Genomic DNA, 20,035 nt, shown 5'->3' on the forward strand with positions numbered 1-20,035 from the left:
GGGCGGCCCTTCCTCATGAAAGGCCGCGGACCACGGGCAGCTCCAGATCGCGCAGCTTTTTGCGGAGCGTGTTGCGGTTGAGGCCGAGCAGCGCCGCCGCCTTGATCTGGTTGCCGCGCGTGGCGCTGAGCGCCAGGCGGAGCAGAGGCCGCTCGACCTCCGAGATCACGCGCTCATGCAGGTCGCGGATGGGCATGCCGTCCTTGTGCGCGGCCATGAAAAGCTTGAGGTGGCGCTCGACAGCCTGCTCCAGCGTCTCGCTGCTGCGCGGCGCGCCGTCGGAAGGCGCCTCGGCCTCGGCCAGCTCGGCCGCGACCTGCTCCTCGCCGATCATCTCCTGCGGGTAGAGGGCGGCGAGGCGGCGCATGAGGTTCTCGAGCTCGCGCGCATTGCCAGGCCAGGCGTGCCGCTTCAGGCGCTCCAGCGCCTCGGGGCTCAGGGTCTTCTGCGGCAGGCCGGAGGCGCGGGCGCGGTCCAGGAAATGGCGCGCCAGCAGCGGAATGTCCTCCGTCCGCTCGCGCAGGGGCGGCAGGCGGATGGGCACCACGTTCAGCCGGTAGAAGAGGTCCTCGCGGAACAGGCCGGCGCGGATGGAGGCGCGCAGGTCCCGGTGGGTCGCGGCCACGATGCGGACATTGGCCTTGATCGGCTGGCGGCCGCCGACCGTGGTGAACTCGCCCTCCTGGAGCACGCGCAGCAGGCGGGTCTGGGCCTCGGCCGGCATGTCGCCGATCTCGTCGAGGAAGAGCGTGCCGCCGGCGGCCTGCTCGAAGCGGCCCACGCCGCGCGTCAGCGCGCCGGTGAAGGCGCCGCGCTCATGGCCGAAGAGCTCGCTCTCGATCAGCTCGCGCGGGATGGCGGCCATGTTGATGGCCACGAAGGGGCCCTGCCGGCGCTTGCCGTAGTCGTGCAGCGCGCGGGCGATCAGCTCCTTGCCCGTGCCGCTCTCGCCCGTGACCATGACGGTGAGGTCGGCCGTCGTGAGGCGCGCGACGGTGCGGTAGATCTCCTGCATGGCGGCGCTGCGGCCGATGAGCGGGAGGCGCTCGGGCTCGCCCTCCTCGTCCTCGGCGTCGTTGGCGGCGGGCTGGACCAGCGCGCGCTCGACGACGTTCAGCAGCTCCTTCAGGTCGAAGGGCTTGGGCAGGTATTCGAAGGCGCCGCGCTGGGCGGCCTTCACGGCGGTCGTGAAGGTGGATTGCGCGCTCATGACCACCACGCGCAGGTCCGGCCGCACGCGCTTGATGCGCGGGAGGAGGTCCAGCCCGTTCTCGTCCGGCATCACCACGTCCGAGACCACGAGGTCGCCCTCGCCATCCTCGACCCAGCGCCAGAGGGTGGAGGCGGAGGAGGTGGCCCGGACATTATAGCCGGCGCGGGTCAGCGCCTGGGACAGGACGGTGCGGATCGCCCGGTCGTCGTCGGCGATCAGGATGGTACGGGCTTCGGTCATTCGTCACTCTCATGGCCGGGCTCGCCCGGGGGTGGCGCCGGCAGGGACAGGCGGAAGGTGGTGCGGCCGGGACGGCTGTCGCATTCGATCAGGCCGCCATTGTTGGAAACGAGCTTGGCGACGAGTGCGAGGCCCAGCCCCTGCCCGCCCCGCTTCGTCGTCACGAAGGGCTCGAACAGCGTGGCGCGCAGCGCCTCGGGGATGCCGGGGCCGTTGTCGCGCACCATCACCTGCAGCGGCAGGTGCACGCGCTCCGTGCTGCCGGGAATCGCGATGCGGACGCCATGGTGATAGGCGGTGACGAGCTGCACCTCGCCCGGGCCGCCGCTGGCGCCACCGCTGCTCACGGCCTCCGCGGCGTTCTTCACGAGGTTGAGCAGGATCTGCACCAGCTGGTCGCGGTCGCCCCAGACCGCGGGCAGCGAGGGGTCGTATTCCTCGCTGATCTTCACCGAGGAGGCGAAGCCGCTCTGCGCCACGCGCCGGACATGGTCCAGCACGGAGTGGATATTCACCGCGCGCGGCGTGATGGGCCGGTCGGAGAACATCTCCATCCGGTCCACGAGCTTGCGGATGCGGTCGCTCTCCTCCTGAATGAGGGTGCAGAGCTCCCGATCGGCCTCGGAGGCGCCCTGTTCCAGGAGCTGCGCCGCGCCCCGGATGCCGGAGAGCGGGTTCTTCACCTCATGGGCCAGCATGGCGGCCATGGCGGTGGCGCCGCGGGCCGCGCCCAGGAAATGAAGCTGGCGGTCCAGCATGGCGGCGGTCGAGCCGTCCTGCAGGGTCAGCACCACGCCCCCCGGCATGTCCGGCATGGGCGCGCCATAGGCCGAGACGCCGTGCCGCCGCAGGCGCGGGCTCTCCAGCACCAGGTCGTGATCCGCGACGGGGCTGTCCGTCGCACGCACCTGATGCAGGAGCGCGAAGAGGCGGTTGTCCTCCGGCAGCAGCTCCGAGAGCGGCATGCCGGTCAGCCCATGGACCGATTGCTGGAAGAAAAGCTCGGCCGAGGGATTGGCGAAGCGGAAGCGGTCCTCGGCATCGAGCACCACGGCCGGCATGGGCAGCGCCGAGAGGATCGCGCCCGAGTCAGGCAGGACCGGCACGTTGCGCGGCCGCCGGGCCAGGGCCGCGACCTTGCCGATGACGCCCGCCGCCATCACGCGGCCTCTGCGTAGGCTTCGCGCACGGCCTCGACGCCTTGCTCGATCAGCGGTGTGTAGAAGCCCAGCATGAGCGCCTCGGCCTCGGCCGGGGTTTCGACGCGGTTCACCTGCGAACGGAATTCCGCGCTGCCCGGCAGGCCCCGGGAATACCAGGCGATGTGCTTGCGGGCCATGCGCACGGCGTTCTTCTCGCCGTGGTGGCTCAGCATCATGCGATAGTGGCGCAGCAGGATCTCCAGCTGCTCGGCCAACGTCGGATCCGGGATGCGGATACCTTCGTTGAGGAAGGCCGCCACCTGACGCGGGAACCACGGCCGGCCGTAGCAGCCGCGCCCGATCATCACGCCATCCGCGCCGGAGCGCGTCAGCGCCGCCGCCGCGTCGTCCACCGTCACGATGTCGCCATTGGCGATGACCGGCAGGTCCACCGCTGCCTTCACGCTGGCGATGAAGTCCCAGTCGGCGACGCCCGTATAGAGCTGCTGGCGGGTGCGGCCATGGATGGTGACCATGCGGATGCCGCACTGCTGCGCGATGCGCGCGAGCTTGGGCGCATTCAGGCTGTTGTGGTCCCAACCCATCCGCATCTTCAGCGTCACGGGCACCGGGACGGCCTTCACCACCGCCTCCAGGATCGCGGCCGCGCGGACCTCGTCGCGCATCAGGGCCGAGCCCGCGCTCTGGCCCACCGCCACCTTCTTCACGGGGCAGCCGAAATTGATGTCCACGATGGCGGCGCCGCGATCCACCACGAGCCGCGCCGCGTCGGCCATCACCGAGGGCTCGCAGCCGGCCAGCTGCACCGAGGAGGGCGCGCCGAAGCCGTCCGTCTCGGCCATCTTCAGGCTCTGCCAGTTCTCGCGGACCATGGCGGCCGAGGCGATCATCTCACTGACGACGAGACCCGTCCCCTCGGCGCGGGCCAGGCGCCGGAACGGAAGGTCCGTCACGCCGGACATGGGGGCCAGGATGACGGGTGTCTCGATGGTCACGTCGCGCGACAGCGAGATCGGGCGAAGGCGGGTGCTCATCATTTGTGCAGCCATACGCAAATTGGAGCGCCACGTCCACGGCGGCTGAGAGATGTCATGGATTTCATCGCCCGGCTTCCTCTGCCGGGATGATCTGGCTATGCCGTGGGCCGAAATGATTGCCGCTCTCCTGATGGCGGCCGGGCGCGGCGAGCGCTTCGGCGCCCCCGAACCCAAGCAATATGCCTCCCTCCTCGGCAGGCCGGTCCTCCGGGCGGCGGCCGAGGCGCTGCTCGCCGGCGGCCAGGTCCGGCTGCTGCAGCCCGTTTGCGCGGCGGGCGAGGAGGCGCGAGTCGTCGGCATGCTGGCGGGCCTGCCCCATCTGCCCCCCGTCCCCGGCGGCGCCACGCGGCAGGCCAGCGTGAAGGCCGGCCTCGCGGCCCTCGCTCCCCATGGCCCCGAGGTGGTGCTGGTGCATGACGCCGCCCGGCCGGTGATCCCGGCAGGAACCATCGAGGCGCTCCTGGCCGCGCTGGAATCCGCCCCCGGCGCCATTCCCGCCCAGCCGGTCTCGGACACACTCAAGCGGGCGGCATCGGGCGCGATCGGCGAGACGGTGCCGCGTGCCGGGCTCTATCGCGCCCAGACGCCCCAGGCCTTCCGCTTCGCCCCCCTCCGCGCCGCCCACGAGGCAGCGACGGCCGAGGCGACCGACGATGCCCAACTTCTCGAATGGCAGGGGGCCGCCGTCGCGCTGGTCCCGGGCCATGAGAGCAACGTGAAGATCACCTTTCCAGAGGACCTCGCCCGCGTGGAAGCCTCCCTCCTCCCCCGCCTGATGCCCCGCATGGGCACCGGCTTCGACGTGCACCGCCTGGTGCCCGGCCGCCCGCTGATCCTCTGCGGCGTGACCGTGCCGCACGAGCTCGGCCTCGATGGCCATTCGGATGCGGATGTCGGCATCCACGCCCTTTGCGACGCCATCTACGGCGCCTTGGCGGAGGGCGATATCGGCCGCCACTTCCCGCCCTCCCAAATGAAGTGGAAGGACGCCGACAGCGCCCAGTTCCTGGTGCATGCGGCCGGCCGAATCGCCGCCCGCGGCGGCATGCTGGTGAACGCGGACGTCACGATCATCTGCGAGCAGCCGAAGATCGGCCCGCACGCGCCCGCCATGATCGCCCGACTCGCCGAGCTGCTGGGCGTGGAGGAGAAGCGCATCGGCGTGAAGGCCACCACCACCGAGCGGCTCGGCTTCACCGGCAGAGGCGAGGGCATCGCCTGCCAGGCGGCTGTAAGCCTGCTGATTCCCGACTGATGCCCTGAGACGCCCGGCTAGTCCAGGCGGCTCGTTGGACGGCCGGGCGCGGGCTAGCCGCCTAGCTCCTCCGCCGGGTCAGGCTGCGGCGTCGATCTCGCGACGCGTGGCGGCAGCCTGTCCATCGATGCGCGCCCAGAGCGTCGCCGGAAGCTGGCGCCGCCCTTTCACGCGTGGCGCCTCCAGCGCCTCCATGACATCGGCGGGCTCCCCGTATAGGGCGAGGTACTCGGCATAATTGTCGAAGTGCGCGCGCGTCGCGTAGTCGACGAAGGTCTCCGCCGCGCAACCTTCCGCCAGGATGACCTCGTGGCCCTCCGTCTCGATATGATGGACGACAAGACGCTCGCCCATCTCGGCGACGGACAGGTGGCGGATGGTCGTGCCGTTGACCAAGGCCCCGGCGTTCACGAGAAGCCCGTCTATCAGCAACGCATGATCGGCGGTCAGGCGCAGGTCCCGGAGCGGAAGGCCCTGCCCCAAGGCTCCGGCCTCGACAAGCACCGGTCTCCGCGCTTCCGGAAAGCCGAAAAAGGTGCTGATCGTCTGCCGGCCCATCCACTTCACCGGGATCGTGCGGCCATCGGCCGTCAGCACAGGATCACCGATGGTGAGGTCTTCGACGGCGCGAGCGCCACCCGGCGTCGCAATCAAGGTTCCAGGCAGGAAGCAGAGAGCGAGGTTTTCGGCCGTGAAATGGCTCAGGGTCGTGCCGTTGGCCAGCGACGGATCATTGGAAAATAAATAATAATTTCCGTCCGTTCCCTGACCGATAAAACCGGATATGCCGGTGCTATGACCCAAATAGGTGTATGTGCCGTCATAGGTCGCGCCCGTTCCCGGATCGTTGAAAGAAATACTGAATGTTTCATTGACGGTTGCAACACCGTCATCCACGCCTTCAGTCGCCTGTGCGCTGCTATTTGGAACCTGGCCGGTGATTGAGCCCGTATTGCTGTTTCCGTTCTGATTAAGCGTATAAAGATACAGCGTTGAATAGGTGCCCATCTCCAACTCCGTCCAAAGTGCCGCGAAAACAGGGGAACAAGTTTCCTATGCGCGGGAAACTATCCAAGGCTTACCTCTCTTGGAAGTAAATTCGCCCCCACAAATGCGGACTCCGACGCCATGCGACGGCGCACCCGTTGTCGTGAACGAAATTCAAGGGGTTCGTGGGGGGCGAAATCCAGCCTATCCTCGCCTCGAACGGAGGAGCCGCACATGTCCGACCCACAGCACGACGCCGCCATCATCGGCTGGGCCCATAGCCGCTTCGGAAAGCTCGAAGATGCGCCGGACGCCGAGGCGCTGATCGGCCTCGTCGCGCGCCAGGCCATCGCCGATGCGGGGCTGGAGCCGCACGAGATCGACGCCGTGTTCCTCGGCACCTTCAATGCCGGTTTCCAGCAGCAGGATTTCCCTTCCTCCCTGGTCTTCCAGGCCGTGCCGGAGCTGCGCTTCAAGCCGGCCACCCGCTTCGAGAACGCCTGCGCCACGGGCACCGCGGCCATCCACGGTGCGCTCGATTATCTGGCCGCCAAGCGCGGGAAAATCACGCTGGTCGTGGGCGTGGAGAAGATGACCTCGACGCCCGGGCCGCGCGTGGGCGAGATCCTGCTCTCGGCCTCCTACCTCAAGACCGAGTCCGGGATCGAGGCGGGCTTTGCCGGGGTCTTCGGCCGCATCGCCGAGGCCTATTTCCAGCGCCATGGCGATGCCTCGGACGCGCTGGCCGCCATCGCGGCCAAGAACCACAAGAACGGCGTCGACAACCCCTACGCGCAGATGCGCAAGGACCTCGGCTACGAGTTCTGCCGCCAAGAGAGCGAGAAGAACCCCTACGTCGCGCGCCCGCTGAAGCGCACCGATTGCAGCCTCGTCTCCGACGGCGCGGCGGCCGTCGTGATTGCGGAGGGCGATGTCGCCAAGGCCGCGCGCCGGGGCGTGCGCTTCCGCTCCACCGCGCAGGTCAACGACTTCCTGCCCATCGACAAGCGCGACATCATCAAGTTCGAGGGCCCGCGCGAGGCCTGGGCGCGCGCGCTGGACCGCGCGGGCATGACGCTGTCCGACCTCTCCTTCGCCGAGGTGCACGACTGCTTCACCATCGCTGAGCTCCTCGAATACGAGGCGATGGGCCTGACCCCCGAGGGCCAGGGAAGCCGCGCGGCGCTGGAGGGCTGGACGCAGCGCGACGGGCGCCTGCCGATCAACCGTTCGGGCGGATTGAAGGCCAAGGGGCATCCGATCGGGGCGACGGGCGTTTCCATGCACGCCATCGCCGCCATGCAGCTCACCGGCGAGGCAGGCGACATGCAGCTCCCCAAGGCCGACCGGGCCGGCGTGTTCAACATGGGGGGAGCGGCGGTCGCCAACTATGTGAGCATTCTCGAACGGGTCTGAGGGGGTTTTGCGCCGTGCGGATGGACAATGAGCGCGAGAGCGCGAACGTCGAGGATCGGCGCGGTCAGGGTTATGGCGGGGGCGGCATGGGCGGGATTCCGCTCGGCCGCGCGGGCGGCATCGGCGGCTTCGGGCTGGTCGCCATCATCGTGCTGTCGCTGCTCTTCGGCGTGGATCCGGGGGTGGTTCTTTCCGGGCTCGACGGCAGTGCTCCACCGTCTTCCAACTACCAGGAAGCGCAGCGTGGGCCGGCCCCGGCGCCACCCCAGGACGATGCCCAGGCCCGCTTCGTCAGCCAGGTCCTGGCCAGCACCGAGGATGTCTGGACCGCGGAATTCCGTCGCAATGGACGCACCTACGAGGCGCCGCGGCTGGTGCTGTTCTCCGGTGCCGTGCGTTCGGGCTGCGGCGCGGCCCAGGCGGCGATGGGCCCCTTCTACTGCCCTGTGGATCAGCGCGTGTATCTCGACCTCTCCTTCTTCCGCGAGATGTCGCAGCGGCTCGGCGCGCCGGGCGAATTCGCCCGCGCCTATGTCATCGCGCATGAGGTGGGGCACCATGTGCAGAACCAGCTCGGCATCCTTGCCCGCTCTCAACAGGCGCAGCAGCAGTCCAGCCAGCGCGAAGCGAATGCCATTTCCGTCCGCACGGAGCTGATGGCCGATTGCTTCGCGGGCTATTGGGCGCGCCGGGCGGACGAGATGCGCAACATCCTGGAGGATGGCGACATCCAGTCGGGCATCGGCGCCGCGGCCGCCGTGGGCGATGACCGCCTGCAGTCGCAGAGCCGCGGCCAGGTGGTGCCCGAGAGCTTCACCCATGGCAGCAGCGCCCAGCGCGTGCAGGCCTTCAAGACCGGCATGGCGGCGAGCGACCCGGGCGGCTGCATCCGTCGCTGACGGGTGACGCCGCTTTTCCGGGTTGCGGCGACGGTGAAGAACATATAGAGAACAAAGGCCATGCGCCTTTCTCTCCAGGATCGCCTCGCCATCCTCTCCGACGCCGCGAAATACGATGCCTCCTGCGCGTCGAGCGGCACCGAGAGGCGGGTGGCGAAGCCCGGCGGCCTGGGCTCGACGGAGGCTTCGGGCATCTGCCACGCCTATGCGCCGGACGGCCGCTGCATCTCGCTGCTGAAGCTGCTGCTGACCAATTTCTGCATCTACGACTGCGCCTATTGCATCAACCGGTCCTCCAGCAACGTCGCCCGGGCGCGGTTCACGCCGGAGGAGGTCGTCTGGCTGACGGTGGAGTTCTACCGGCGCAATTATATCGAGGGACTGTTCCTTTCCTCGGGCATCATCCGCTCGCCGGACTACACGATGGAGCAGATCCTGCGGGTGGCGAGGGAGCTCCGCACCACGCACGGTTTCCAGGGCTATATTCACCTCAAGGCCATCCCCGACGCCTCGCCGCAGCTGCTGGAGGAGGCGGGGCTCTATGCCGACCGTCTCTCCGTCAACATCGAGCTGCCGACGGACACGGGCCTCGCGGATTTCGCGCCGGAGAAGCGGCCGGACGGCATCCGCGGCGCCATGGGCGCGCTGCGCTCGCATATCGAGGAGGCAGGCGAGACCAGCCATCGCGGCCGCCGCGCGCCGAGCTTCGCGCCGGCGGGACAATCCACGCAGATGATCGTGGGCGCCGATGGCGCGAGCGACGCGACCATCCTTTCCACGAGCGGCAAGCTCTACGGGAATTACGGTCTGCGGCGCGTGTACTATTCCGGCTTCAGCCCCATCCCTGACGCGTCCTCGAAGCTGCCGCCGCGCAAGCCGCCCCTGATGCGCGAGCACCGGCTCTATCAGGCCGACTGGCTCTTCCGCTTCTACGAGTTCGGCATCGAGGAGATCACCTCCGCGCGCCCCGACGGCATGCTCGACCTCGACATGGACCCGAAGCTCGCCTGGGCCCTGGCGCATCGCGAGCGCTTCCCGGTCGATGTGAACCGGGCCGAGCGCGCGATGCTGCTGCGCGTGCCGGGCCTCGGCGTGAAGGCGGTGAACGCCATTCTCGCCGCGCGGCGCCACCGCCGTATCCGGCTGGAGGATCTGGGCCGGCTGCGCGTGCCGCTGCGCAAGGCCAGGCCCTTCATCTCCACCGCCGACTGGACGCCCGTGCGCCTGCTGGACCGCGAGCACCTGCCGGCCGAGCAGCTGGCCCTGCTGTGAGCTTCGCCGTCCTCCTCCGCCATGCCGCCGACTTCGCCGAATGGCGGGACGCCGCGCGCGGCCTGCTGCTGGCCGGCGTCGCGCCGCATGAGGTGGAGTGGCGCGCCCGTGGTGGCTCCGGCCTCTTCGAGGCGCCGCCGCCCCCTGCCCCGCCGACCGACGCGCCAGCGCCCCGCGTGCCGCGTGCCTTCCTGGAACTGGCCGAGGCGGTGGTCTGCCACAGCGATCCGGCGCGTTTCGCCTTGCTCTACCGCCTCATCGCGCGGCTGCAGGTGGAGCGCCGGCTGCTCGACGATGCGATGGACCCGGATGTGGTTGCCGCGCGCGGGCTGGATCGCCAGGTGCGCCGCGACGCGCACAAGATGATGGCCTTCCTGCGCTTCCGCGAGGTTCCGGCCGGCGAGCGCCGCCGCTTCCTCGCCTGGTTCGAGCCGGACCATCATGTCGTCGGCATGACGGCGCCCTTCTTCGCGCGCCGCTTCGGCGACATGGACTGGATGATCCTGACGCCGCGCGGCACCGCGACCTACCACGAGGGCAGACTCGCTCTCGGCGAGGAGCCGGCGCTCAAGCCCGACCTGTCCGACCCAACCGATGCGCTCTGGCTGACTTACTACTCCAGCATCTTCAATCCCGCGCGGCTGAAGGTGAAGGCGATGACGTCCGAGATGCCGCGGAAATACTGGGCCAACCTGCCCGAGGCGGCCCTGATCCCGGACCTCATCGCCCAGGCCCCTGCCCGCGTGGCCGCGATGGAGGCACAGGCGATGCGCGAGGCTCCGGCATTCCACGAGAAGCTGCAGGCGCGGCGCGAGGCAGGCAGCCTCGGCGCGCTGCGCGAACAGGCGAAGGTCTGCACCCGCTGCCCGCTGCATTGCCATGCCACCCAGACCGTTTTCGGCGAAGGGCCGGAGCACGCGGCGCTGATGTTCGTGGGCGAGCAGCCGGGCGACCAGGAGGACCTGCAGGGCCGCCCCTTCGTCGGCCCCGCAGGCCAGCTCTTCGACCGCACCATGCAGCAGGCCGGCGCCGAGCGCGACCAGGCCTATGTCACCAATGCCGTGAAGCACTTCAAGTTCGAGCAGCGCGGCAAGCGCCGCATCCATCAATCTCCCCATGCCGGCGAGATCGAGGCGTGCCGCTGGTGGCTGGACCGGGAGCTGAAGCTGGTGAAGCCGAAGCTCGTCGTCGCCATGGGCCGCACCGCCGTCACGGCACTGACGGGCCGCCGGGAACGGCTGTCGGACCTGCGCGGCCGGGTGCACGAGATGGAGGGCGGCGGAGCGATGTTCGTGACCGTGCACCCTTCCTCGCTGCTGCGCCTGCCGGATCCCGATACGCGCGCCTACGAGACGAAGCGCTTTCGCGACGACCTCGCGGCGGCGTGGAAGTGGGTCAGCTCACGGACCAGCTCTCGCGCTCATTGAGCAGGCGCGGATCGAAGCCCGCGAGCTTCTTGTAGTTGGCCGAGACCTCCTCCAGCTCCTGGCGGGAGATCACGGCGTGCAGATCCGAGAAGCCCCCCGGGGCCCGGCGATGCACCTCCTCGAGGATCAGGTCGGGCCCCAGCGCGCGGTTGGCGAGCGTCAGCTTCGCGGTGGGCGGGCGGCGGGCTTCCTCATAGGCCAGAAGCCCCTCCGGCACGCCATGCCGCGCGAGGTGCAGGGCGAGTTGCCGCGCATCCAGGATCGCCTGGGACGCGCCGTTAGAGCCGATCGGGTACATGGGGTGCGCCGCATCGCCCAGCAGCGTGACGCGGCCGTCCGTCCAGCGCTCCAGCGGGTCGCGGTCCACCATCGGGTATTCGAGGACACGCTCCGCCGCGCGGATGAGGCCCGGGACGTCGAGCCAGCCCCAGTTCCAGCTCTCGTAATGCGGCAGAAAGCGGTTGCGGTCGGCCTCGCGGTTCCAGTCCTCGCGGTCGAAGCCCTGGGCGGGGTCGACCTTCATCTCCGCGATCCAGTTGGTCAGCACGCGGCCGTCGGGCAGGTGCGCGATGGGGTAGCAGACGAATTTCTGGTTGTGGTGCCCGGCCTGCACCATGGTCGCGCCCGTGAGATACGGCGCTGCGATGCTGGTGGCACGCCAGAGAATGGCACCTTGCCAGGAGGGCGCGCCCTCGCCCGGCGCGAAATGCGCGCGGATCGCGGAGTGGATTCCGTCCGCGCCGATAAGGGCGGCGCCCGTCGCCTCGCCGCCCTCGGCGAAGCGGGCAGTGACGCTCGCGCCGTCCTGAGCGAAGCCGATGACGCGGCGGCCCGGATGCACGGGGATGCCGCGCTCGCGGCAGACATCGAGCAGCATCATCTGCAGCTCGCCGCGGTGCACGCTGTATTGCGGCCAGTTGTAGCCGGCGGCGCGGCCGCGATCCTCGCGCCAGATTTCCTGGCCATGGGCGCTGACATAGCGCAGCTCGCGCGTCGCGACGCCGATGGCGGGCAGGCGCTCGGCCAGGCCGAGCTCCGTCAGCTCGCGCACCGCGTGCGGCAGCAGGTTGATGCCGACGCCGAGGGGGCGGAATTCCCGGACGGCCTCGAAGACCACGGGCGCGAAGCCCGCCGCCTGCAGCGAGAGCGCGGCGGTCAGTCCGCCGATGCCGCCCCCCGCGAGAAGAATGGTCTCAGCCATCGAGCGCCCTCGCCAGCCACTGTGCCCAGGTCAGCGCCGCCTGGTCCTCGCCGCGCCGGGTCACGATCTGGATGCCGAGCGGCAGGCCCTTCGGCCCCTTCCCCGCCGGGATGGTCACCGCCGGCACGTGCAGCAGCGTCCAGAGCGTGTTGAAGACCGGCTGTCCGGTGGAGCCCAGCCCCTCCGGCGCCTCGCCGGGGGCGGAGGGCGTCAGCACCGCGTCGTAGCCCTGGATCGCGCCCGGGAAGGCGGCCTGCGCGGCGGCGAAGGCCGCGCGGCCCTCGGCCAGCTTGGCCCGGGGCTCGGCCAGGGCCCATTCCATGCGCTCGCGCAAAACATCGCTGAGGCCGTCGCGGGCGTGGTCCAGCTCCCAGCCGATGGCCTCGGCGCTCTCCATGTTCATCACATGGCCGTGCAGGTTGTAGGCCTCGGTGAAGGGCGCGCCGAGCGTGACGGGCGTGACGGTCGCGCCCTTGGCCCGGGCGGCGAAGCTCACGCGCTCGATCAGCTCCAGCGTCTCGGGCAGCGCGTCGGCGGCGGTGGGGCCCATGACCAGCGCGAGGCGCGGGCCGCGCGTGGGCTCGGCGGGGGTGTGATCGAAGCCGCTGAGCGCCGTCATGCCGAAGGCCACGTCCGCGACGTCGCGCGCCATGAGGCCGATGGTGTCCAGGCTCTCGCTCATCACCTTCATGCCGGCGCGGTGGAAGGTGCCGTAGCTCGGCTTGAAGCCGACCACGCCGCAATAGGCGGCCGGGCGCACGATGGAGCCCGCGGTCTGCGTTCCGTAGGCGAAGTGCAGCACGCCCGCCCCCACGCCTGCCGCGGACCCCGCCGAGGAGCCGCCGGGCGTGTGCCCGGCATGGTGCGGATTGGTGGTCGGCGCCGGGAAGCGCGTGGCAAATTCCGTGGTGTGCGTCTTGGCCAGCACCGCGCCCGCCCGCCGCGCCAGCGCGACCGAGGCGGCGTCGCTCTTCGGCTTATGGCCGGCCCAGATGGGCGAGCCGTATTGCGAGGGCTGGTCGAAGGTGTCGAGCACGTCCTTCACGCCCAGGAACAGCCCCGCCAGCGGCAGCTTCCGCCCTGCCTTCAGCGCGGCATCCACGGCCTCCGCCTGCTTGCGGATCTGCGCGGGCTTGAGATGCGCAAAGGCCTTCAGCGTCTTCTCGCGCTTGCCGATGCGCGAGAGCATCGCCTCGGCAAGGGCGCTGGCGGAAAGCTTGCCGGCGGCGATCTGCGCGGCGGCGGCGGTGGCGGAGAGGGTCGCGGGATCGGACATGGCCCCGGAGGCTAGGCCCGAATGCCTATCTTGCCCAGGCGGCCAGGATGGCTCCGACCTCGCGGTGCACGGCATCGCGCTGCGCGCCCGTCGCGCCCGGGAGCTCCAGGTAGGAGGCCGCGAGGATAGGCGCCTGGCCGGGCGGGTGGATGATGGCGACGACATTGGCCCAATTGCCGCCCGTGCCGGTCTTGTCCCCCACGCGCCAGCCTTCCGGCAGGCCCGCGCGCAGGCGGGCGCGGCCCGTGGGGCTCGCGACCATCCAGCCCTCCAGATGCGCGCGCGAGGCGGGCCGCAGCGCCTCGCCCAGCAGCAGCACGCGCAGCGTCTCGGCGATGCGGCGGGGCGTCGTGGTGTCGAGCTCGCCATGTGCCACGTTGAGCGCGGGCTCGGTCCGGTCCAGCCGCGTCAGCGGGTCGCCGATGCCGCGCAGGAAGCGCGTCAGGCCGGCGGGTCCGTCGAGCGTCGCGAGCAGCAGGTTGGCCGCGCTATTGTCGCTGAGCTCCACCATTCCCGCGCAAAGCTGCCCGACCGTCATCGTCCCCTCGGCCAGATGGGCGCGGACGGCGGGCGCGTAGTCCAGCAGGTCGCCCTCGGCGATGGGGACGCGGCGGTCCAGGCGCTCCTGGCCCGCATCGACCCGCGCGAGGACGGCGCCCGCCAGCAGCGCCTTGAAGGTGCTGCACATCAGCACACGCTCATCCTGCCGATGGCCGATGACCCGTCCAGAGCGCGATTCCACCGCGAAGACGCCGAGCTTCCCGCCGCTGCGCTGCTCCAGCGCCGTCAGCGCATCCGCCGCGAAGGCGGGGCGCGCCACACCCGCAGCGGCGGCACCCATCAGGAAGGGTCGGCGAGCGAGCATGCGATCGATTCCTCCGTTGCGAGACCGGATTCTACACCGGGGCATGAAAATGGGCGAGCCGCTGTTGCGGCGCAGCGAATCGCGGCCCGAGACCCGGAGTTCCGGGAGCCGTCGTGCCGCGCCACTCGTCGGCATCCAGCCCATGTCCCTCTCCCGCCTGCGCGCTGCATGTGCTGGTTCCGCCAGCGAAGGGGACAGCTCTGCCGCCGGCCATTGAAGGCCCGGCGCGGCGCCCCGACATCTCTCCCGTGTCCATCATCACCACCGAGCTCCCGTCGGGCGCGATGCGCCACGAGGTGAGCGTCCATCTCGCCGACCTCCCCGCTGTCGCGCCCTCCCAGATCGAGCTGGCCTGGGAGGTCGCGCGTGCCTCGGCCGAGGCTGGCCTCTGGGGCCCTGCCCGGCTGCTCGCCTTTCCCGGCGGCACCGAGATCGCCCTGACCGATGCCGATGCGGCCTGCTGGGCCGAGGCGATGTCGCGCCATGGCGGCCTCGATTCGCTGCCGGGCCTGGCGCTCTGCCTGCGCCTGCTGGCCCTGGTGGAACTTCTGGGCCGCGCTGCCTGGACGCGCGGGATGTTCGCGATCGGCGCGGAGGGCGCGGAATTCCACCCTGCCCTGCTCGCCGCCGCCGCCCGCGCGCCTTTGGATGCGACAGGGCGTTTCGAGGATGCGCCGATGCGTGCCATGTTGTCGCGAACCCTCCCCCGGGCCGATCCGCCCGACTGAAGAAAGCCGACATATGCGCGCCGCCGCCTTCCTCCTTCCCGCCCTCCTTCTGGCGGCCTGCAGCAACCCGACCCCCACTCTCGTGCAGCCCGCCCGGCCGGGCGACGCCCAGCGCACCAACCCGCAGGTCGCCCAGGCCTGCCGCGAGGAAACGGCCCGCCGCATCCAGCGGCAGGACCGCGGCCAGCTGATGCGCGAGGAGGAGCGCGCCTCCCGCCTCGGCTCGGAGACCATGGGCTTCGGCCCCAGCATGGTGACGGATCAGATGGGCCGCAGCTTCCAGTTCGACCGCCAGGTCCAGGAATGCATCCGCCTCAACACCCAGCAGAGCATGCCCGGCGCCCGGCCGGCGGACGCGGCGACCGACACCCCCGCCCCGCCGCCGCCGCCCCCGGCCCGACGCCGGTCGGGCTCCTGACCTGCATCCCTTCGGCGCGGTCCTCCGCGCCCTTTCCCATCGCGACGCCCGGATCTTCTTCACCGCCAGCCTGACTTCCTGGACGGGGCTGTGGATGCACCGCATCGCGGTGATGTGGCTGGCCTGGCAGCTTACCGGCTCGGCCTTCTGGGTCGGGCTGGTCGCCTTCTCCGACCTCGCGCCCGCCGTGATCTTCAGCCCCGTCGCGGGCGCGGTGGCGGACCGGATGGACCGTGTGAAGCTGACCATGATCGCGCAGAGCGTGATCGCGGCGGAGGCGTTCTGCACGGCCATGCTGACGGCGAGCGGCCACATCTCCATCGTGCCGCTCATCTGCTTCGAGCTGATCGGCGGCATCGCCGCGAGCTTCGCCCAGCCCGCGCGGCAGGCGATGATGCCGGGGCTCGTCCCCGTCTCGGACCTGCCGGCGGCCGTGGCCTGCAACTCGCTCTGCTACAATGTCGCGCGCTTCCTGGGCCCAGGCATCGCCGGGCCGATGATCGCGGCCTGGGGCGTGGTGCCGGTCATCCTCTGCAACGTGGCGGCCTATCTCGCCGCCACGCTCACCCTGCCCCTCGTGCGGGTGGATCCGCAGCATATCCGCGGCCACGCGCCCGAGGCCTCGCTCTGGGCCGAGACGAAGGAGGGCCTCCGCTACGCCGCGGGCCACCCCGGCATCGGCCCCATTTTCCTCTTCGCCGGCATCTCGGCGATCCTGCTGCGCGGCATCCAGGAAGTGCTGCCCCCCTTCGTGGAGCGGCTATTCCATCAGGGCGCGGGCGGGCTCGCATTGCTGACAGCCTCGATCGGCGTCGGCGCGCTGATCGGCGGGCTGTGGGTCGCCTCGCGCGGGCGGATCGTGGGCACGACGCGCATCGCGGTGCTGGCGGTGGGCGTGCAGGCGGTGGTGGCGTTGGCCTTCGTCGCGACCGGCTTCTTCCCGCTCGCGATCCTTTGCGGCGCGCTCTACGGCGCCTGCGCCTCCGCGCACGGCATCTCGGTGCAGACGCTGGCGCAGTCGGCGGCGCTGACGCGCATGCGGGGGCGCACGCTCTCGCTCTGGGGCCTCATCACCCGGGCCTGCCCGGCGATGGGTGCCGTGGTCATCGGCGCAACCGGCGAGGTCTTCGGGATGCGCTGGCCGACCGTGGTTGCCGCATGCCTGGGCCTGCTTGTCACAGGCTGGGGCGTGACACGGATGCGCGGCTGGGCCAGACAATTGGAAAATCCGACCTGAAATTGCGCCTCTAGGAGTTTTGCGATGCTCGATGCCGCCATCATCGGAATGGGCCGCTGGGGACGCACGCTGGTGGACAGCGTGCAGGGAAACAATGCCAGCGGCATCCGCTTCGTCGCGGGCTGCACCGGCACGCCGGAGAAGGCGCGCGACTACGCCGCCAGCAAGGGCATCACCCTGCATGAGAGCCTGGCGCCCATCCTGGCCGACCGCTCCATCGGCGCCGTCGTGCTGGCCACGCCGCACGCCCAGCATGCCGAGCAGGTGATCGCCGCCGCGGCCGCCGGCAAGCACGTCTTCGTCGAGAAGCCCTTCACGCTCAGCCAGGCCAGCGCGGCCGCCGCCGTGGCCGCCTGCCAGAAGGCCGGCGTCGTCATGGCGCTCGGCCACAACCGGCGCTTCCTGCCGCTGGTGGCGGAGATGAAGTCCATCCTCGCCTCCGGCAAGCTCGGCACGCTGCTGCATGTGGAGGGCCAGTTCTCCGGCCCTGGCGGGTTCACTTTCGTCCCCGGCGGCTGGCGCGCGGACCGCGAGGAAAGCCCGCTCGGCGGCATGGGCGGCATGGGCATCCACATGGTCGACATGATCATCAACCTCGCCGGCCGCTTCCGCGACGTGCGCGTGCTGAGCAAGGCGCGGGTGCTGGATACCATCGACGACACGACCGCCATGCTCGCCACCCTGGAGAGCGGCGCGACCTGCACCTTCGCGACGCTGGGCGCGGCCACGCGCTACTGGCGGTGCGCCCTCTTCGGCTCGGACGGGCTCATGGAGATGCGCGGGCACGAGCAGCTCTTCTTCCGCGCCCGCGAGGGCGGCGAGGAATGGACGCGGGACTTCGATCCCGTCGACATCGAGCGCGCGGAACTCGAGGCCTTCGCGGCGGCGGTCGCCGGCGGGCCCGCCTATCCGCTGCCGCTGGACGAGGCCATCCACGGCGTCGCGGTCTTCGAGAGCATGATCGGCGCCGCCGCCTCGGGCAGCGCCTATGCGGTCCCAGCCTAGTCAGTTACACCGACTTCCCCGTCACAGGAGCGATCGAGATATGAGCAAGATCAACCGGACCAACAGCAACCAGATCCTCAGCAGCGCGGTCGAGTACCACAACTTCGTCTTCTGCGCGGGCATCACCGCCGACGACCTGAGCCAGGACATCACGGGCCAGACGAAGCAGGTGGTCGCGAAGATCAACGACCTTCTGGAGCAGAACGGCACGGACAACACGCGCCTGCTGCAGGCCCAGATCTGGCTGAAGGACATCCGCGACCGGGACGCCATGAACAAGGTGTGGGTGGAGTGGCTGGGCGATGCCGGCCGCCCGGCGCGCGCCTGCGTGCAGGCGAACATGGCCGATCCGCGCCATCTCGTGGAAATCATGGTCACGGCCTGCAAGTAACGTTCGCAAACGATTCGCCCCGCCGGATCGGCTGGGGCGTATTCCGACAGGATCGCGCCGGGACAATCCGTTCCGGCGCGATTTTTCATTCCATAGCCTCTTTCTATGGGAGGCTTTTGCAGTCCTGTCATGCGGCCCACGCGGATGGGACTACGTAGAATCACTGTGGCGGTAGCGCCGCAACACTGTGGCATCTGGCCCCGGCGCTGGGCTTCCTGGGATCATCTTCCTGATTTCAGCCGCCATGCGGGTCCCGTATGGGGAAATCACGGCCAGTTACGCCATATGACGGGTTCTCGGGTTGTCGCATGCAACCCTGGCCGATACGCCCTTCACATCCGCCCTGGGGTTGGGGGGAATCGGAGGGCTTTGAATGCGCCGTAGGGTCGCCAAACTGTCGTTGTGTCTGCTTCTGGCCCTTGCGCCGTTCAGTCAGCAGGCCGAAGCCGCCAGAAGCGACAGCCGCACCGAAGCGCGTTCCTCCACCTCCCTCACCCGCACCGGCGCGCATCGCCCGGGCCGTCAGCAGGCGGGCCGGCAGAGCGGCGGCAGCTGGGGCGGCATCTCCTGCGTTCCCTACGCCCGCTCGATCACCGGCATGGAGATTTCGGGCAATGGCCGCGACTGGTGGGAGAACTCCGCCGGCCGCTACGCCCGCGGCCAGCGCCCGCGCGTGGGCTCCATCCTGTCCTTCCCGGGATCGGGCGGCATGCGCTCCGGCCATGTGGCGGTCGTCTCCCGCGTCGTGCAGCCCCGCATGATCGAGATCGACCACGCCAATTGGGGCGGCCCGGGCATCCGCCGCGGCAGCGTGATGCACAATGTCCGCGTGATCGATGTCTCCTCCGACAATTCCTGGACGCGCGTGCGCGTGCAGGTCGGCTACGACAGCAGCACCTTCGGGCGCGAGTATCCGACCGATGGCTTCATCCACAACGCGCCGGCGAGCAGCAGCTTCGCCGATGCCGATGACGCCCCGCGCGCCCGACTGGTCTCCTACTCCTATCAGAGCGAGCGGCGCACGACCCGCACGCGCCGCCCCGCGACTTCGCAGCACCAGCCGGCGCCGGCCTCCAGCAACCGCGCCCGCGCGGCGAGCTCGGCCCGCCAGCAGGCCGCCACGAGCGCCCGCACCACCTCGCGCGCGCCGATCCGCGTGGCCTCGGCCCGTCCGACCTCCCGCTGAGGCGGCGCGGCTTCGGCCGCCCTGACCCGGAATGCATAAGAGGCGTGATCCCCACCCCGGGATCACGCCTCTTCTGTTTTCAGGGGTCTGTTCCGCCGCCTCGGCGATTCCGCCACGGCGCCCGGGGCGCTAGGGTCTGCGTATCAACGCCCGTCCTGCGCCCGCGCACCGGCGAGGCACGGGTAAGATAGTAAGATAGTAAGGCGGCGGCTCAGTGAGCCGGTCGCGCCTCACGGATCTCCGCCGAACGATCCCACAGGTTCGGCACCTCGACATTCGTGTAGCCCGAGACGAAGCGCTTCCGCTCGCTGGTCGCGGGATCGAAGGTGTGGCGCTCGATGGCGCCGATATTGCCGCCATAGACGTGGATCGAGATGGACGGCCGGTCGGGAATCGCGTTCTCGACCCAGTGGATGTCCTCCTCGCCGGAGCCGACGCCCACCACCTCGCCGGGGGTCAGGTGGTCGACCTGGCCGGATCGCATGGGCCGGCCGGGCTCGGGGTGCATGGTGACGCTGACCTCGGCGCCGCGCAGCATGCCGACTAGGCCCCAGACCTTGTGATTGTGGATCGGCGTGCGCTGGCCGATGCCCCAGACGAAGCTCACCACGCTGAAGCGCTCCAGCGGGTCGCAATGCAGCAGGTACTGCCGGTAGGTCGGGCCCGGCTCGGCCAGGGCGTCGGGCAGCCAGTCGTCGTTCGAGACGAGGGACTTGAGCAAGGCGCCTCCCTCCTCCAGCCAGCGGGCCTCGGACGGCTGTTCGCCGGCCAGGCGGGTCATGTCCTGGATGAACGCACGGAGGCGGGTGATGCCCATGG

Annotated in this window: 19 protein-coding genes; 11 read left to right on the plus strand and 8 right to left on the minus strand. The window is 70.2% G+C overall.

What is annotated here, in order from left to right; all coding sequences use genetic code 11:
- Positions 1–13: 13 nt before the first annotated feature.
- The 3 genes from ntrC to dusB are packed head-to-tail and all read right to left on the minus strand — an operon-like array spanning position 14 to position 3,653.
- Positions 14–1,453, minus strand: a complete 1,440-nt coding sequence (gene ntrC, locus WJM96_RS08955; RefSeq protein WP_424812128.1) for a nitrogen regulation protein NR(I) — start codon at positions 1,451–1,453, stop codon at positions 14–16.
- Positions 1,450–2,613: a two-component system sensor histidine kinase NtrB gene (locus tag WJM96_RS08960; RefSeq protein ID WP_424812129.1), complete on the minus strand. Its 1,164-nt coding sequence runs from the start codon at positions 2,611–2,613 to the stop codon at positions 1,450–1,452. Before WJM96_RS08960 ends, ntrC begins: the two co-directional genes overlap by 4 nt.
- Complete coding sequence (gene dusB, locus WJM96_RS08965) at positions 2,613–3,653, minus strand: tRNA dihydrouridine synthase DusB (protein ID WP_424812130.1); 1,041 nt, start codon at positions 3,651–3,653, stop codon at positions 2,613–2,615. The genes WJM96_RS08960 and dusB overlap by 1 nt, the downstream gene beginning before the upstream one ends.
- A 112-nt stretch (positions 3,654–3,765) precedes the next feature.
- On the opposite strand from dusB, the gene WJM96_RS08970 reads away from it, so the two are divergent.
- The gene (locus tag WJM96_RS08970; RefSeq protein ID WP_424812131.1) at positions 3,766–4,908 is read left to right on the plus strand and encodes a bifunctional 2-C-methyl-D-erythritol 4-phosphate cytidylyltransferase/2-C-methyl-D-erythritol 2,4-cyclodiphosphate synthase; all 1,143 of its coding nucleotides are present in this window, start codon (positions 3,766–3,768) and stop codon (positions 4,906–4,908) included.
- A gap of 78 nt (positions 4,909–4,986) precedes the next feature.
- Here WJM96_RS08970 and WJM96_RS08975 read toward each other — a convergent pair whose 3' ends face one another.
- Entirely contained in the window at positions 4,987–5,916 is a 930-nt protein-coding gene (locus WJM96_RS08975; protein ID WP_424812132.1) for a Hint domain-containing protein, read from the minus strand.
- Positions 5,917–6,129: 213 nt separating this feature from the next.
- Between WJM96_RS08975 and WJM96_RS08980 the strand changes: the two genes are divergently transcribed.
- From WJM96_RS08980 to WJM96_RS08995, 4 genes are read left to right on the plus strand one after another with little or no spacing between them, the layout of a single operon-like run.
- Positions 6,130–7,311 (plus strand): acetyl-CoA acetyltransferase, encoded by a 1,182-nt coding sequence (locus WJM96_RS08980; protein WP_424812133.1) that lies wholly within the window; start codon positions 6,130–6,132, stop codon positions 7,309–7,311.
- Between the two features lie 20 nt (positions 7,312–7,331).
- A complete protein-coding gene (ypfJ, locus tag WJM96_RS08985; protein WP_424812134.1) occupies positions 7,332–8,210 on the plus strand; it encodes a KPN_02809 family neutral zinc metallopeptidase in 879 nt (292 codons plus the stop codon).
- 60 nt (positions 8,211–8,270) lie between these two features.
- Positions 8,271–9,482 carry a putative DNA modification/repair radical SAM protein gene (locus tag WJM96_RS08990; protein ID WP_424812135.1) on the plus strand — a complete coding sequence of 404 codons (1,212 nt, stop codon included), beginning with the start codon at positions 8,271–8,273 and terminating at the stop codon, positions 9,480–9,482.
- Positions 9,479–10,909, plus strand: coding sequence for a UdgX family uracil-DNA binding protein (locus WJM96_RS08995; protein WP_424812136.1), 1,431 nt, complete (start codon positions 9,479–9,481; stop codon positions 10,907–10,909). The genes WJM96_RS08990 and WJM96_RS08995 overlap by 4 nt, the downstream gene beginning before the upstream one ends.
- On the opposite strand, the gene WJM96_RS09000 is transcribed toward WJM96_RS08995, so the two are convergent.
- The 3 genes from WJM96_RS09000 to bla are packed head-to-tail and all read right to left on the minus strand — an operon-like array spanning position 10,878 to position 14,251.
- Positions 10,878–12,110, minus strand: a complete 1,233-nt coding sequence (locus tag WJM96_RS09000; protein WP_424812137.1) for a flavin-dependent oxidoreductase — start codon at positions 12,108–12,110, stop codon at positions 10,878–10,880. The two genes, WJM96_RS08995 and WJM96_RS09000, sit on opposite strands and share 32 nt — an antisense overlap.
- On the minus strand, positions 12,103–13,386 hold the full coding sequence (locus WJM96_RS09005) for an amidase (RefSeq protein WP_424812138.1): 1,284 nt from the start codon (positions 13,384–13,386) through the stop codon (positions 12,103–12,105). The genes WJM96_RS09000 and WJM96_RS09005 overlap by 8 nt, the downstream gene beginning before the upstream one ends.
- A 25-nt stretch (positions 13,387–13,411) precedes the next feature.
- A complete protein-coding gene (gene bla, locus WJM96_RS09010; RefSeq protein ID WP_424812139.1) occupies positions 13,412–14,251 on the minus strand; it encodes a class A beta-lactamase in 840 nt (279 codons plus the stop codon).
- 248 nt (positions 14,252–14,499) lie between these two features.
- Between bla and WJM96_RS09015 the strand changes: the two genes are divergently transcribed.
- The 6 genes from WJM96_RS09015 to WJM96_RS09040 all read left to right on the plus strand — a co-directional run bounded on the left by WJM96_RS09015 (position 14,500) and on the right by WJM96_RS09040 (position 19,216).
- Entirely contained in the window at positions 14,500–14,979 is a 480-nt protein-coding gene (locus tag WJM96_RS09015) for a hypothetical protein (RefSeq protein WP_424812140.1), read from the plus strand.
- A 13-nt stretch (positions 14,980–14,992) separates the two neighbouring features.
- Entirely contained in the window at positions 14,993–15,397 is a 405-nt protein-coding gene (locus tag WJM96_RS09020; protein WP_424812141.1) for a hypothetical protein, read from the plus strand.
- Between the two features lies 1 nt (position 15,398).
- Positions 15,399–16,634, plus strand: coding sequence for an MFS transporter (locus WJM96_RS09025; protein ID WP_424813087.1), 1,236 nt, complete (start codon positions 15,399–15,401; stop codon positions 16,632–16,634).
- A 24-nt stretch (positions 16,635–16,658) separates the two neighbouring features.
- Positions 16,659–17,639 (plus strand): Gfo/Idh/MocA family protein, encoded by a 981-nt coding sequence (locus WJM96_RS09030; RefSeq protein WP_424812142.1) that lies wholly within the window; start codon positions 16,659–16,661, stop codon positions 17,637–17,639.
- A gap of 40 nt (positions 17,640–17,679) precedes the next feature.
- Entirely contained in the window at positions 17,680–18,030 is a 351-nt protein-coding gene (locus WJM96_RS09035; RefSeq protein ID WP_424812143.1) for a RidA family protein, read from the plus strand.
- A 373-nt stretch (positions 18,031–18,403) separates the two neighbouring features.
- A complete protein-coding gene (locus WJM96_RS09040) occupies positions 18,404–19,216 on the plus strand; it encodes a CHAP domain-containing protein (protein ID WP_424812144.1) in 813 nt (270 codons plus the stop codon).
- 211 nt (positions 19,217–19,427) lie between these two features.
- Here WJM96_RS09040 and WJM96_RS09045 read toward each other — a convergent pair whose 3' ends face one another.
- Positions 19,428–20,033, minus strand: a complete 606-nt coding sequence (locus WJM96_RS09045; RefSeq protein WP_424812145.1) for a cysteine dioxygenase — start codon at positions 20,031–20,033, stop codon at positions 19,428–19,430.
- Between the last annotated feature and the right edge of the window lie 2 nt (positions 20,034–20,035).

Source organism: Roseococcus sp. YIM B11640 (assembly GCF_049727625.1).
Lineage (GTDB): Bacteria > Pseudomonadota > Alphaproteobacteria > Acetobacterales > Acetobacteraceae > Roseococcus.